This is a genomic window from Shinella zoogloeoides (genome assembly GCF_030733845.1).
In the GTDB taxonomy this organism is placed as follows: Bacteria; Pseudomonadota; Alphaproteobacteria; order Rhizobiales; family Rhizobiaceae; genus Shinella; species Shinella zoogloeoides_C.
Genome location: NZ_CP132311.1, coordinates 379,121 through 391,828 on the forward strand (window position 1 = coordinate 379,121; position 12,708 = coordinate 391,828).

General features: G+C 64.6%; 11 protein-coding genes. 5 read left to right on the forward strand and 6 right to left on the reverse strand.

What is annotated here, in order from left to right; all coding sequences use genetic code 11:
- The first annotated feature begins 18 nt into the window (after window positions 1–18).
- The 3 genes from bglA to Q9316_RS02840 all read left to right on the forward strand — a co-directional run bounded on the left by bglA (window position 19) and on the right by Q9316_RS02840 (window position 3,302).
- Window positions 19–1,671 carry a beta-galactosidase BglA gene (gene bglA / locus Q9316_RS02830; RefSeq protein WP_306033748.1) on the forward strand — a complete coding sequence of 551 codons (1,653 nt, stop codon included), beginning with the start codon at window positions 19–21 and terminating at the stop codon, window positions 1,669–1,671.
- Between the two features lie 23 nt (window positions 1,672–1,694).
- Window positions 1,695–2,786, forward strand: coding sequence for an ABC transporter ATP-binding protein (locus Q9316_RS02835; protein ID WP_306033749.1), 1,092 nt, complete (start codon window positions 1,695–1,697; stop codon window positions 2,784–2,786).
- A 105-nt stretch (window positions 2,787–2,891) separates the two neighbouring features.
- Window positions 2,892–3,302 (forward strand): hypothetical protein, encoded by a 411-nt coding sequence (locus tag Q9316_RS02840; RefSeq protein ID WP_306033750.1) that lies wholly within the window; start codon window positions 2,892–2,894, stop codon window positions 3,300–3,302.
- Window positions 3,303–3,398: 96 nt separating this feature from the next.
- On the opposite strand, the gene Q9316_RS02845 is transcribed toward Q9316_RS02840, so the two are convergent.
- The 6 genes from Q9316_RS02845 to Q9316_RS02870 all read right to left on the reverse strand — a co-directional run bounded on the left by Q9316_RS02845 (window position 3,399) and on the right by Q9316_RS02870 (window position 10,870).
- Window positions 3,399–3,713: a hypothetical protein gene (locus Q9316_RS02845; RefSeq protein ID WP_306033751.1), complete on the reverse strand. Its 315-nt coding sequence runs from the start codon at window positions 3,711–3,713 to the stop codon at window positions 3,399–3,401.
- Between the two features lie 114 nt (window positions 3,714–3,827).
- Window positions 3,828–5,648 (reverse strand): phosphogluconate dehydratase, encoded by a 1,821-nt coding sequence (gene edd / locus Q9316_RS02850; RefSeq protein ID WP_306033752.1) that lies wholly within the window; start codon window positions 5,646–5,648, stop codon window positions 3,828–3,830.
- 124 nt (window positions 5,649–5,772) lie between these two features.
- Window positions 5,773–6,471 carry a 6-phosphogluconolactonase gene (gene pgl / locus Q9316_RS02855; protein ID WP_306033753.1) on the reverse strand — a complete coding sequence of 233 codons (699 nt, stop codon included), beginning with the start codon at window positions 6,469–6,471 and terminating at the stop codon, window positions 5,773–5,775.
- Between the two features lie 9 nt (window positions 6,472–6,480).
- Window positions 6,481–7,953 carry a glucose-6-phosphate dehydrogenase gene (zwf, locus tag Q9316_RS02860; RefSeq protein ID WP_306033754.1) on the reverse strand — a complete coding sequence of 491 codons (1,473 nt, stop codon included), beginning with the start codon at window positions 7,951–7,953 and terminating at the stop codon, window positions 6,481–6,483.
- A 96-nt stretch (window positions 7,954–8,049) separates the two neighbouring features.
- Window positions 8,050–9,333 (reverse strand): NAD(P)/FAD-dependent oxidoreductase, encoded by a 1,284-nt coding sequence (locus tag Q9316_RS02865; protein WP_306033755.1) that lies wholly within the window; start codon window positions 9,331–9,333, stop codon window positions 8,050–8,052.
- A 97-nt stretch (window positions 9,334–9,430) separates the two neighbouring features.
- Window positions 9,431–10,870: a glutamine synthetase family protein gene (locus Q9316_RS02870; protein ID WP_306033756.1), complete on the reverse strand. Its 1,440-nt coding sequence runs from the start codon at window positions 10,868–10,870 to the stop codon at window positions 9,431–9,433.
- 167 nt (window positions 10,871–11,037) lie between these two features.
- On the opposite strand from Q9316_RS02870, the gene Q9316_RS02875 reads away from it, so the two are divergent.
- Window positions 11,038–12,219, forward strand: coding sequence for an NAD(P)/FAD-dependent oxidoreductase (locus tag Q9316_RS02875; RefSeq protein ID WP_306033757.1), 1,182 nt, complete (start codon window positions 11,038–11,040; stop codon window positions 12,217–12,219).
- A 147-nt stretch (window positions 12,220–12,366) separates the two neighbouring features.
- A complete protein-coding gene (locus tag Q9316_RS02880; RefSeq protein ID WP_306033758.1) occupies window positions 12,367–12,504 on the forward strand; it encodes a hypothetical protein in 138 nt (45 codons plus the stop codon).
- The last annotated feature ends 204 nt before the right edge of the window (window positions 12,505–12,708 follow it).

Genomic DNA, 12,708 nt, shown 5'->3' on the forward strand with positions numbered 1-12,708 from the left:
TTGCAACAGGAAACAAGAATGACGACGTTGGATTCCACTCTTCTCACGCCGGACAAGGACTGGTGGCGCGGCGCGGTGATCTACCAGATCTATCCGCGCTCCTTCCAGGACACCAACGGCGACGGGATCGGCGACCTCCGGGGCATTACCGAGCGCCTTGCCCATGTCGCCGCCCTCGGGGCGGATGCGATCTGGATTTCGCCGTTCTTCACCTCGCCGATGAAGGATTTCGGCTACGACGTTTCGGATTACCAGGACGTCGATCCGATCTTCGGCGTGCTGGCCGATTTCGATGCGCTGATCGCCGAGGCGCACAGGCTCAATATCCGCGTCATGATCGACCTCGTGCTGTCGCATACGTCCGACAAGCATCCCTGGTTCGTCGAAAGCCGCTCGCGCCGCACCAACCCGAAGGCCGACTGGTATGTCTGGGCCGATTCCAAGCCGGACGGCACGCCGCCGAACAACTGGCTGTCGATCTTCGGCGGTTCCGCCTGGCAGTGGGATCCGACCCGCCTGCAATATTACATGCACAACTTCCTGACCACGCAGCCGGACCTTAATCTTCACAACCCCGAGGTTCAGGACGCGCTGCTCTCGGTCGCCCGCTTCTGGCTGGAGCGCGGCGTCGACGGCTTCCGCCTCGACACGATCAATTTCTATTTCCACGACAAGGAGCTGCGCGACAACCCGTCGCTCGCCCCCGAGCGCCGCAACGCGCAGACCGCGCCGGCCGTGAATCCTTATAACTATCAGGAACATCTCTACGACAAGAACCAGCCGGAGAACCTCGAATTCCTGAAGCGCTTCCGCGCCGTCATGGAAGAGTTCCCGGCCATCGCCGCCGTCGGCGAGGTGGGCGACAGCCAGCGGGGCCTGGAGATCGCCGGAGAATACACCTCCGGCGGCGACAAGATGCATATGTGCTACGCCTTCGAGTTCCTGGCGCCCGATCCGCTGACGCCGGCCTTCGTCGCCGAGACGCAGAACGCGCTGGAAAAGGCCGCGCCCGAGGGCTGGGTCTGCTGGGCCTTCTCCAACCATGACGTGATGCGCCATGTCAGCCGCTGGGGCAATGCCGTCACGGACCACGACGCCCATGCCAAGCTGCTCGCCAGCATCCTCATGTCGCTGCGCGGCTCCGTCTGCATCTACCAGGGCGAGGAGCTTGCCCTGCCGGAGGCCGAGCTTGCCTACGAGGATTTGCAGGACCCGTACGGCATCCAGTTCTGGCCGGATTTCAAGGGCCGCGACGGCTGCCGCACGCCGATGGTCTGGGAAGGCGGCGACGAGGCGGGCGGGTTCAGTCTCGGCCGGCCGTGGCTGCCGGTGCCGGCGGTCCATCTGGAGCGCGCAGTCAGCGTGCAGGAAGGCGACGAGGCCTCGGTGCTCGCCCATTACCGCCGCTTCCTCGCCTTCCGCAAGCAGCATGCCGCGCTGGTCAAGGGCGAGATCGCGTTCCATTCGGCCGAAGGCGCCATCCTTTCCTTCGTGCGAACGCACGGCAACGAGAAGGTTTTCTGCGCCTTCAACATGAGCCCGATCGCCCGCCTTGCCGATCTGCCTTCCGCTACGCTGGAGGCGCTGGAGGGGCACGGCTTTGCAAGCGTAATGCATCAGGAAAACATAGAGCTGCCGGCCTGGAGTGGGTTCTTCGCCCGCTTCGCGTGACCGTTTATTGGGGAGACAGGAACATGACAGGACTGGTACTCAAGGATATCCGCAAGTCCTACGGCGCGGTGGACGTCATCCACGGCATCGATCTCGATATCAAGCAGGGTGAATTCATCGTCTTCGTCGGCCCGTCCGGCTGCGGCAAGTCGACCCTCCTGCGCATGATCGCGGGACTTGAGGAAATCACCGGCGGCGACATGCTGATCGACGGCGAGCGCGTCAACGACGTGCCGCCCTCCAAGCGCGGCATCGCCATGGTGTTCCAGTCCTATGCGCTCTATCCCCACATGACTGTCTACGACAACATGGCCTTCGGCATGCGGATCGCCGGGGAAAGCAAGGAGGAGATCGACCGGCGCGTGCGCGCCGCCGCCGATATCCTCCAGCTCACCAAATATCTCGACCGCCTGCCCAAGGCGCTCTCAGGCGGTCAGCGCCAGCGCGTCGCCATCGGCCGCGCCATCTGCCGCGACCCCAAGGTCTTCCTCTTCGACGAACCGCTGTCGAACCTCGACGCGGCGTTGCGCGTGGCGACCCGTATCGAGATCGCCAAGCTCAACGAGCAGATGGCCGACACGACCATGATCTACGTGACGCACGACCAGGTGGAGGCGATGACGCTCGCCGATCGCATCGTCGTGCTCTCGGCCGGCCATATCGAGCAGGTCGGCCCGCCGCTCGAACTCTACGAGCGTCCGCAAAACCTCTTCGTCGCCCGCTTCATCGGCTCGCCGGCCATGAACATCATCCCGGCGAAGATCACCACTGCAGGGGAAACGACGGCGCTGGAGCTGACCGGCGGGCGCATCTGCGGCGTCGATATCCCGACCGCGGCCTCGGAAACCGGCAAGACGGCAAGTTTCGGCGTGCGGCCGGAAGACCTCCAGATCACGACGGGCGAAGACTTCCTCTTCGAAGGCACGGTGTCGATCGTCGAGGCGCTGGGCGAGGTGACGCTGCTCTATATCGACGGTCTCGTGCAGGGCGAGCCGATCATCGCCAAGATCCCCGGCATCCTCGACGTCAAGCGCGGCGACAAGGTCCGCTTCACGGCCGACAAGGCGAAGCTGCACCTCTTCGATACGGCCGGAAAAAGCTACCGCGCCGTTTGAAATCCGATCCGGGCGGCAGGATTTAGCCCTGCCGCTCAACCCGATGTTAAACCTTGCTGCCTAGGCTTTTTTCCGGAAAACAGCAGGGCTAGGGACAGCAGGCAGATGGGTATCCAGGATACGGCGCGCAACAACTACCTGAACAAGGAAGAGTCCTTCATGTACGATCGGGAGAAGAGCTTCCCGATGGAGGACACCTGCAACGAGGCGCGCATCGAGTTCACCGAGAACGGCGGCCTCATGAACCTCGTTTCCCGTCGCGGCGTGATCGTCAAGCTGTCGCGCAGCGGCGCCGTCATCACCATGACGTCGAAGTTCCAGCTCCCGCGCAATTTCTACCTCGATATCGTCAGCGCCCGCCTGCCGATGATCGGCTGCCTGACGCAGCGCGTCTATCCCAACGACGTGGTCGAGGCGCGCTTCCTGCGCCTGCTATCCGACAAGGATCTGCAGCGCATCTTCGTCTATTCGACGCACCGGAACCACCAGGGCCGGACGCTGAACATCTATTCCTAGAGATCGCCTTCTCCCGGGAGAGCAGTTGTCGGCCGGATGAATGAAGCCAGCCCGGATGCTTCCGCGCTGGCTTGGACACTCAAAAAATCTTTGATCTTAGTAGACGTAACGGCCGTTGTGCGTCTTGCGGTAGATGTTGCGCGACGCACGGTCCTGCATGCGTTCGAGCTTGCGGCGTTCTGCCCGCGTCACATAACCGTCCCGCGCCGCGCGCCTCTGGGCGCGGTCGATGCGATGCTGCTGCCGCTTGATCTGGCGCAGTTCGCGAGGCGTCAACTCACCGTGGTGATAGCCGCGAACGATGCGGTTTTCCTGGCGATATTCGCGCGCTTCCGTCCGGTAGGTCTGCGCAAGGCCGGGAACCGTCGAGGCCATCACAAGTGCCATAGCGGCGACAATGATCTTCTTCATAAAATAGTCCTTTCATTGCTCGTTCTGCTTTCCGAACACGCGTATCGTGCCAGGGAAACGATGAACCGGCCCTGAAGGTTTCGTTCATGAAGACGGGTCACGTCGCGACGGCGATCACGCGAACAGCACGCTCGCCCCGTGATCCGCCGGCCCCGCGATGGCGCGGAAGGGTGCGAAGAGTTCGCGGCCCATGCCGAATTCGTTGCCCGACAGGTCGGCCACGGCCTGCGAACGGGCGGCGAACTCGGCGGCGTCCACCAGAACCTCGATCGTGCCGTGGGTGGCATCGAGCCGGATGATGTCGCCGTTGCGGATGCGGCCGATCGGGCCGTTGTCGACCGCTTCTGGCGTCACATGGATGGCGGCGGGAACCTTGCCGGAGGCGCCGGACATGCGCCCGTCGGTGAGCAGCGCCACGCGCTGGCCGCGATCCTGCAGGATGCCGAGCACGGTGGTCAGCTTGTGCAGTTCCGGCATGCCGTTCGACTTCGGCCCCTGGAAACGCACGACGGCGATGAAATCGCCCGTCAGCTCGCCGTTCTTGAAGGCGACGTTGAGTTCCTGCTGGTCGTGGAAGACCTTGGCCGGCGCCTCGATGACATGACGCTCCGGCTTCACGGCGGAAATCTTGATGACGGCGCTTCCGATATTGCCCGCCAGCATCTTCAGGCCGCCCGTCGGCTGGAAGGGCGTCTCGATATTGGCGAGGATCTTCGGATCGTGGCTGACCTTCGGCGCCGGCTCCCGATGCACGGCGCCGTTTTCGCCGAGCTTCGGATCGATCGCATAGGCCTTCAGGCCCTGGCCGTAGACCGTGCGCACGTCGTCATGCAGCATGCCGGTCTTCAGGAGTTCCTGGATCAGGAAGCCCATGCCGCCGGCCGCGTGGAAATGGTTAACGTCGGCAAGCCCGTTCGGATAGACGCGGGCGAGCAGCGGCACGACGTCGGAGAGCTCTGAAATATCCTTCCAGGTCAGCACGATACCGGCGGCGCGCGCCATGGCGAGGAGGTGCAGCGTGTGGTTGGTCGAGCCGCCGGTGGCATGCAGGCCTACCACGCCGTTGACGATGGAGCGCTCGTCGATCATCTCGCCGGCGGGCGTGAATTCGTTGCCCTGCGCGGTGATGGCGAGCGCACGCTTGGCCGCTTCCTTCGTCAAGGCGTCGCGCAGCGGCGTGCCGGGATTGATGAAGGAGGCGCCGGGCATGTGGAAGCCCATGATCTCCATCAGCATCTGGTTGGAATTGGCGGTGCCGTAGAAGGTGCAGGTGCCGGGGCCGTGATAGGACTTGGATTCGGCTTCGAGCAGTTCCGCGCGCCCGGCCTTGCCCTCGGCATAGAGCTGGCGCACGCGCGCCTTCTCGTCGTTCGGCAGGCCCGAGGTCATAGGGCCGGCGGGAATGAAGATGGCGGGCAGGTGACCGAAGGTCAGGGCCGCGATGGTGAGGCCCGGCACGATCTTGTCGCAGACGCCGAGATAGACAACCGAATCGAACATGTTGTGCGACAGGCCGACGCCGGCCGCCATGGCGATCAGGTCGCGCGAGAAGAGCGACAGCTCCATGCCCGGCTGGCCCTGCGTGACACCATCGCACATGGCCGGCACGCCCCCGGCGACCTGCGCCACGCCGCCCGCTTCCCGCGCGGCCTCGCGGATGAGCGCCGGATAGGTCTCGAACGGTTGGTGGGCCGAGAGCATGTCGTTGTAGGAGGTGATGATGCCGAGATTGGGAACGCGGTCGCCGGCGAGCGCGTCCTTCTCGGCGGGGGAACAGACGGCAAAGCCGTGCGCGAGGTTGCCGCAGGAGAGCACGGCGCGGTGCACGCCCTTGGAGGCGGCCGCGCGCACGCGGTCGAGATAGGGCTCGCGCAACGGCTTCGAGCGTTCGACGATGCGGGCTGTGATGGCTTCGATGCGTTTGTCTGCGGACATGGGAGCTATCCTGACTTTCTCGATTGCGTTCTTTCACGGCAAGGCGAGCGAAAGAGCTGCGCCATCCGCGGGGTAGGGCGTCCTTGCGACGCCAGTCATGTTCGGCTTCAGCCGGCTGGGCGCTCTAGGGCGCCCAGTAGATATCGACGGGCGTTTGCGCCCGGCGGAGAATGGCACGGATCGGCATGTCTTCCTCCGGGCCATCGCTCTCGGCGGCGGCAAGGACGTCCTTCTTGCCCTGTCCCTCGATATGCAGCACCAGCAGGCGCGCATCCTGGAGGCTGGCAAAGGTGAAGGTAAGGCGGGGTTCGCCCGCGCCTTCCGCCTCCATGGTGATGACGCCGCGCGGCGTTTGCGCCGAGATCGCCTCGGCCAGCTTGCTGCCGCCCGGGAAGAACGAGGCCGTATGGCCATCCGTTCCCATGCCGAGGACGGCGACGTCGAAGGGGTGGCCGAGCGCGCCCGTATCTTCGGAGACGAGCTTTGCGGCTTCCTCCGCGCTGCCGGCGTCCCGGTAGAGCGGCAGGAAGTTCGCCGCCTTCGCCTTGTCCTGCAAAAGGTTTTCGGCAACGAGAAGGTGGTTGGAACGCGGATTGTCCGCCGGCACGAAGCGCTCGTCGACGAGCGTGACCGTCACTTTGGACCAGTCGATGTCGCGGGCGGACAGCGCCTTGAAGAAGGCCTTCGGCGTGGAGCCGCCGGACACCGCGATCGTCGCCTTGCCGCGGGTGGCGACGGCGTCCGCAAGCACGGCGGCGACCCTGTCCGCCAGCCCTTCGGCCAGCGCCGCGCCGTCCTTGAATTCATGCAGTCTCGCGCTCATCGGCTTTTCCTACGTTTCATGCCAGGTGCGGCCGTCGCGCTCGATGAGGGCGATGGCCTGGCTCGGACCCCAGGTGCCGGCCGTATAGCCTTGCGCCTGCTGGCCGGTCGCTTCCCAGGCCTTGAGTATCGGATCGATCCAGCGCCATGCGGCCTCGACCTCGTCGCGGCGCATGAAGAGCGTCTGGTTGGCGCGGATGACGTCGAGCAGCAGGCGCTCGTAGGCGTCCGCATTGCGCGCGTCGAAGGCCTCGGCAAAGCTCATGTCGAGCGAGACGTTGCGCAGGCGCATGCCGCCCGGGCCGGGATCCTTGATCATCAGCGACTGCTTGACGCCTTCGTCCGGCTGCAGGCGGATGATGAGCTGGTTCTGCTCGATGCGGCCGGCCGAGGGGTCGAAGATCGAATGCGGGATCGGCTTGAAGGTGATGACGATTTCCGACATGCGCGCGGCAAGGCGCTTGCCCGTGCGGATGTAGAAGGGCACGCCCGCCCAGCGCCAGTTGCCGATCTCCGCCTTGATGCCGACGAAGGTCTCCGTGTTGGAGACGCCGCCTTCCAGCTCTTCCAGATAGCCCTTGACCGGGCCGCCCGCCGAAGCGCCGGCGCGGTACTGGCCGCGCACCGTCAGCCGCTCGACATTGTACTGGTCGATCGGCTTCAGCGCGCGCAGCACCTTCAGTTTCTCGTCGCGCACGGCTTCCGCGTCCATCGAGGAGGGCACTTCCATCGCCACGAGGCAGAGGAGCTGGAGAATGTGATTCTGCACCATGTCGCGCAGCGCGCCGGCCTTGTCGTAGTAGCCGGCGCGGCTTTCGAGGCCGACCGATTCGGCCACCGTGATCTGCACATGGTCGATATGGGCGGAGTTCCACAGCGGCTCGTAGAGCGCATTGGCAAAGCGCAGCGCCATGAGGTTCTGCACCGTCTCCTTGCCGAGATAGTGGTCGATGCGGAAGATCTGCTCTTCGCGGAAGACCTTGCCGATCGTGTTGTTCAGCGCGTCGGCGGAGGCAAGGTCCCGGCCGATCGGCTTTTCCACGACGATGCGGGTCTGCTTGGTGATCAGCTTGTGGTCGCGGATCTTCTCCGAGATGTCGCCGAAGATGGCCGGGGCGACGGCGAGGTAGAAGGCGCGCACGCGCTCCTTACCCTCGTCCAGAAGGTCTTTCAATTTGTCCCAGCCCTGATCGGACTTGGCATCGACGGCGACGTAGAACAGCCGGTCGCAGAAGATCCTGACCTGCTCGTCCTCGAATTCGCCGGGCTTGAGGTGTTCCTTCAGCGCATCGATGGCGAACTTGCGGTAGTCCGCATCCGTATAGGCGGTGCGCGACGCGCCGATGATGCGCGTCGGGTCGGAAAGCTGGCCCGCGAGCTGGCGGTGATAGAGGGCCGGAAGGAGCTTGCGCTCCGCAAGGTCGCCGGTTCCGCCGAAGACGACATAGTCGAAGGGTTCAACAGGAATGATCTGGCTGCTCATCGGATATCTCGATCTTGTTCTATTGCCGGGTGTTATAATCTAATCGATTTAAAAACGCCAGCGTGCATCGCAACAAAATCGAGCTTTCCAACGGGATCAGAGCCTGTCGCGCATCGCGTACCACGTCATGGCGAGGAACAGCAGCGGCGAACGGAACCGGGCTCCGCCGGGAAATGCCGGGATTTTCAAGGCCTTCAACTGGTCGAGTTCGGCGCTGCCGTCCGTCACGTCGTCGGCATAAAGCTTGCCGCAATAGTTCGACAGCATGACGCCATGGCCGGAATAACCGCCGATCGTCGTGATACCGGGCATGACCTCGCGCACATAGGGCTTGCGCGGCATGGTGATGCCGACCGAGCCGCCCCAGGCATGGGTGATCTCGATGCCCTTGAGTTCGGGGTAAACCTCCTCGATCTGCCGGCGGATGGGCGGGGTCATGTCGTCGAGGTTTTCGGAATAGGCCTCGCGCCCTCCGAAGAGCAGCCGCCCGTCGCGGGTCTTGCGGAAGTAGCGCACGACGAATCGCGTGTCGGCGATCGCCTCGCCGCCGGGAATGACCGACGGGAATTTGTCGAGCGGCACCGTCGCGCCGATGAAGGAGCGGATCGGCATGACATGCGCCGCCGTCTTCGGCTCCAGATCGCCGATATAGGCATTGCAGGCGACCAGCGCCTTGTCGGCGCGGATCGTGCCGCGCGCCGTGGTGATCACCGCCTTGCCGCCGGCCCGTTCGATCTTCAGGGCAGGGGTCTTCTCGTAGAGGCCGGCGCCCGCGGCCTGTGCCGCGCGGGCGATGCCGACGAGCAGCTTCATCGGGTGGATATGCCCGGTGCCGGTGTCGCGAATGCCGAAATGGAAGCGTTTCGAGCCGACGCGCTGCTCGGTTTCCGCCCGGTCCATGTAATGCATGTGCGGATAGCCGTAGCGGGTCGCCGCGATCTCGATATGCTCGCGAAAATCCTTCTCGTAGCTTGTCTTGTGGCTGACATTGAGCTGGCCGGGAACATAGTCGATATCGAGGTTTTGCGCGGCCGCGAAGTCGTGGATATGGCGCTTGGCGTTTTCCGCAAGGTCGAACAGCGCCTTGGCGCGCTCGAAGCCGATTTCGGCCTCCAGCACCTCCGCCTCGGCGCGCTGGCCGGTGCCAAGCTGGCCGCCGTTGCGGCCGGACGCGCCGTCGCCGAAGCGGTGCGCCTCGATGAGCGTGACGCGGACGCCCTTCTTCGCGAGGTTGTAGGCCGCTTGGAGGCCGGTGAAGCCGCCGCCGACAATGGCGACGTCGGTCTCGACGGAACCGTCGAGGGGGGCATATTCGGGGCGTTCTCCGACACTGGCTTCATACCAGGAGATGCCGGGGGAAATCGGGCTTTGCCAGGGCATTGCACACACTCATGGGTCAAGAGGATGCGGCGGCGCGCCGGGGCGCCGGCCGCTCTCGTGGGACTGATCTCTTCGGCGGCCCGGACCGCCTGATAGCTCAGACGTTGAGCAGCAGGAACTCGCGCTCCCAGGGACTGATCACCTGCATGAAGGTCTCGAACTCGCCGCGCTTGACGCCGGCATAGAGGCCGATGAACTCCGCGCTCAGCACATCCGCCAACGCCGGGTCCGATTCAAGCAGCGACACGGCCTCCAAAAGGCCGCGCGGCAGGTCGATCGTGCCCTCGTTGGCGGTGTCGCCCGTCGGTTCGCTCGGTTCGATGCCATTCATGATGCCGAGCAGGCCGCAGCCGAGCGAGGCCGCGAGCGCCAGGTACGGATTGGCATCCGACCCCGGCAGGCGGTTCTCGACGCGCCGCGCCGCCGCGTCCGAAACCGGCACGCGAAACGCCGTCGTGCGGTTGTCGTAGCCCCAGGCATTGTTGACCGGCGCGGACATGTCCGGCGTCAGGCGGCGGTAGGAGTTCACGTAGGGCGCCATCATCACCAGCGTCTTCGGCACATAGGCCTGCATGCCGCCGATGAAGTGGAAGAACTCCTTGGAGGCAGAACCGTCCGGATTGGAGAAGACGTTCTTGCCGGTCTCGATCTCGACCACGGACTGGTGGATGTGCATGGCCGAGCCCGCCTGGCCCTGCATGGGCTTGGCCATGAAGGTGGCGTAGATGCCGTGCTTCAGCGCCGCCTCGCGGATCGTGCGTTTGAACAGGAAGACCTGGTCGGCCAGCTCGATAGGATCGCCGTGGCGCAGGTTGATCTCGAGCTGCGCCGGTCCCTCCTCGTGGATCAGGGTATCGATCTCGAGACCCTGCTTTTCGGAGAAATGGTAGATGTCGTCGATCAGTTCGTCGAACTCGTTGATCCCCGCTATGGAATAGCCCTGGCCGCCGAGAATGGCGCGGCCGGACCGGCCCTTCGGCGGATGCAGCGGATAGTCCGGGTCCTCGTTCATGGCGACGAGGTAGAACTCGATCTCGGGCGCGACGACCGGCCGCCAGCCGCGGTCGCGATACATCTTGACGACGTTCTTCAGGACGTTGCGGGGCGTATAGGGCACGTTCTCGCCGGTCGAGCCGACGATGTCGCAGATGACCTGCGCTGTCGGATCGGTCTCCCACGGCACGACGGAGAGCGTGGAGAGATCCGGCAGGAGCTTCAGGTCGCTGTCGCGCGGCTCATAGCGGAAATTGCCGGTCTCTTCGGGATAGTCGCCGGAAATCGTGTGACGGTAGAGCGCGGAAGGCAGGGCCAGCGACGTGTTCGAGGTGAACTTCGACGACGGCATCATCTTCCCGCGCGGCACGCCGGCAAGGTCCGGCGTGATGCATTCGATGTCCTCGATACCGCGGGCGCGAAGCCAATCTGCGGCGTCCTTCCAGGTCTTTACCCCACGCGGCACGCTGATGGCGGGAGGGATTTTGGTGGAGCGTGCGTCTTTCTCGATGGTGGGCGTAACGACTTTCTTCTTGGACGGCATGAGGCACCGGTTTTGTTGACGATGGCGCCATCATACCGAGAGTTTGACCCTTTACTAGCTCCCCCCAGGGGGTAGAAAACGCGATTTTTCAGGATTTTATGCGCACGCCGTCGGTTGACATTCGCCCGCGATCACCGAAAGGAAGGCATCGAACAGGGGCTGGATACGTGGCAGAGCGGCGGGACGTCGTCATTATCGGAGCAGGCGCGGCAGGCATGATGTGCGCCATCGAGGCGGGCCGGCGCGGGCGCCGCGTGCTCGTCATCGACCATGCCCGCGCGCCCGGTGAGAAAATCCGCATTTCCGGCGGTGGGCGCTGCAACTTCACCAATATTCATGCTGGGCCGAAGAATTTCCTCTCCGCCAATCCGCACTTCTGCAAGTCGGCGCTCGCGCGCTACACGCCGCGCGATTTCCTCGATCTCGTCGAGCGTCACCGCATCCCCTGGCATGAGAAGACGCTAGGGCAGCTCTTCTGCGACAATTCGGCGAAGGACATCATCGCCATGCTGCTGGCCGAGATGAAGGCGGCGGGCGCGGAGTTGCGGCTTTCGACGACGATCGATGCCGTCGAGCATGACGGCAATGCCTTCCGCATCGTCACGGAGAGCGGCATCGTGGAAGCCGCATCGCTCGTCGTGGCGACGGGCGGCAAGTCCATCCCGAAGATGGGCGCGACGGGTTTTGCCTATCGCATCGCCGAGCAGTTCGGCCTGCCGGTCGTCGAGACCCGCGCCGGCCTCGTGCCGCTGATGCTCGATCCCGCGACGCTGGCCGCCCATGAGGGGCTGCCGGGCGTCGCCGTCGACGTCATCGCCCGCCACGGCAAGACGGAGTTCCGGGAGGCCGCGCTCTTCACGCATCGCGGCCTCAGCGGCCCCGCCATCCTCCAGATCTCCTCCTACTGGCGGGATGGCGAGGAGATTTCCCTCGCCATCCGCCCGGATGTGGATTTTGCCGCCGTCATCGCCGCCGCCCGGCGCGCGAACGGCCGGCAGGCGTTGCAGACCGTGCTCGCCGAGCACATGCCGAAGAAGCTCGCGCAGCTCCTTGTCACCGAACTTGGCATCGACGGGCCGCTTGCCGAGCAGCCGGGGCGGCGCATCGATGCGCTGGTCCAGCGGCTCGGCGACTGGCGCCTGCGCCCGCCGGGCTCGGAAGGCTACCGCACGGCGGAAGTCACCCTCGGCGGCGTCGATACGGCCGCGCTCGATTCCCGCAGCATGGCGGCAAGGGCCGTGCCCGGGCTTTACTTTATCGGCGAGGCGGTGGACGTCACCGGCTGGCTCGGCGGCTACAATTTCCAATGGGCCTGGGCTTCGGGCCATGCGGCGGGCCAGGACGTATGAGTTCCCAGCGATCTTTACCGTCCATTAAGGCCTTGGGGCGGATGCTCCCGAAAGGTCGGCCTTCCGGAACGCCGGAAGCAGCATGATGTGGGCCGGCTGGCCGGATCGTCTCCGGATTGCCTGTATTTCGTAACGGAGTATCGCCGCATGCCCGCCAGAAACCGTCCTGCCCGTGCCGTTGCCATTGCCGTTGCCGAGGAAAGCCGCCGCAGGCTGCTGGCGATCGGCGTCAATTGCACGTTGGCCGCGATCCTCCTTGCCAGTCTCGCCTTTGCCGTGCTCTAGCGCTGTCTGACCGTCATAAATCGGTTTAAGCGGTGATGGAATTTTAAAGATTGCCGCCGATGATCCGCGCATAGGGTTCCGGATGCCGCGTCCCCATGACGGACGCTGACGTGGCGCGCAATGATTGCTCCCCCGGATTAGCGGCATTGCGGCCGCATGAAAGTCGGTAATCCGGCGTCCGAATCCTGGGGAGGCCCGAAAAGG

Coding starts and splice junctions, on each gene's coding strand:
- bglA (WP_306033748.1), top strand. CDS start 19: ATGACGACGTTGGATTCCACTCTTCTCACGCCGGACAAGGACTGGTGG.
- Q9316_RS02835 (WP_306033749.1), top strand. CDS start 1,695: ATGACAGGACTGGTACTCAAGGATATCCGCAAGTCCTACGGCGCGGTG.
- Q9316_RS02840 (WP_306033750.1), top strand. CDS start 2,892: ATGGGTATCCAGGATACGGCGCGCAACAACTACCTGAACAAGGAAGAG.
- Q9316_RS02845 (WP_306033751.1), bottom strand. CDS start 3,713: ATGAAGAAGATCATTGTCGCCGCTATGGCACTTGTGATGGCCTCGACG.
- edd (WP_306033752.1), bottom strand. CDS start 5,648: ATGTCCGCAGACAAACGCATCGAAGCCATCACAGCCCGCATCGTCGAA.
- pgl (WP_306033753.1), bottom strand. CDS start 6,471: ATGAGCGCGAGACTGCATGAATTCAAGGACGGCGCGGCGCTGGCCGAA.
- zwf (WP_306033754.1), bottom strand. CDS start 7,953: ATGAGCAGCCAGATCATTCCTGTTGAACCCTTCGACTATGTCGTCTTC.
- Q9316_RS02865 (WP_306033755.1), bottom strand. CDS start 9,333: ATGCCCTGGCAAAGCCCGATTTCCCCCGGCATCTCCTGGTATGAAGCC.
- Q9316_RS02870 (WP_306033756.1), bottom strand. CDS start 10,870: ATGCCGTCCAAGAAGAAAGTCGTTACGCCCACCATCGAGAAAGACGCA.
- Q9316_RS02880 (WP_306033758.1), top strand. CDS start 12,367: ATGCCCGCCAGAAACCGTCCTGCCCGTGCCGTTGCCATTGCCGTTGCC.